General features: G+C 37.8%; 1 protein-coding gene. It reads left to right on the top strand.

Features of this window, described 5'->3' with window-relative positions:
- Positions 1-143: 143 nt before the first annotated feature.
- Positions 144-532, top strand: a 389-nt coding sequence (locus ACS8FD_RS24195; RefSeq protein WP_439277717.1) for an iron-containing alcohol dehydrogenase, incomplete at its 3' end; no start/stop codon positions are given.

Below are 532 nucleotides of genomic sequence, written 5' to 3'. Positions count from 1 at the left end.
TCAAAAATAATAATAAAATCTTAATAAATTAGATATAAAGCACTATAAAAACTTAGTATAAGTTCATACTGGAAAACTTATAAGTAAGGAACTTATGTATACAGAACCATGAATACTACATTACAATTAGTACTGCTTTATACATGGAAGTACCTCTACACAAGGAAGAACACATGATAGGGATTGAATTTTATACCAATGGTCATATCGTTAGCGAAGCTGACAGTATGCGCCAAAAGCTCGGTGCATTAGCCAAGCAGTACTCTGCAACATCGGCTATTATCGTTACGGATGCTGGCATCACTCAGCTAGGCTATGTCGATATTGCTCAGCAATCGTTGCAAGAAGCTGGCATACAAGTAGTTGTCTTCGATGCCGTTGTAGCTGACCCGCCTGTTCAAGTCGTCAATGACGCTATCAAAATTGCTAGAGACAATAAGTGTGAGTTGGTTATTGGTTTAGGTGGTGGTAGCTCTATCGATACTGCAAAAATTGTCGCTTTATATCCAAACGACTTTGAGTCTGTTAATGA

Source organism: Psychrobacter sp. 1U2, from assembly GCF_051847575.1.
Note: the sequence above shows the minus strand (reverse complement) of the source record. Positions and strands in the feature narration are given on the sequence as shown.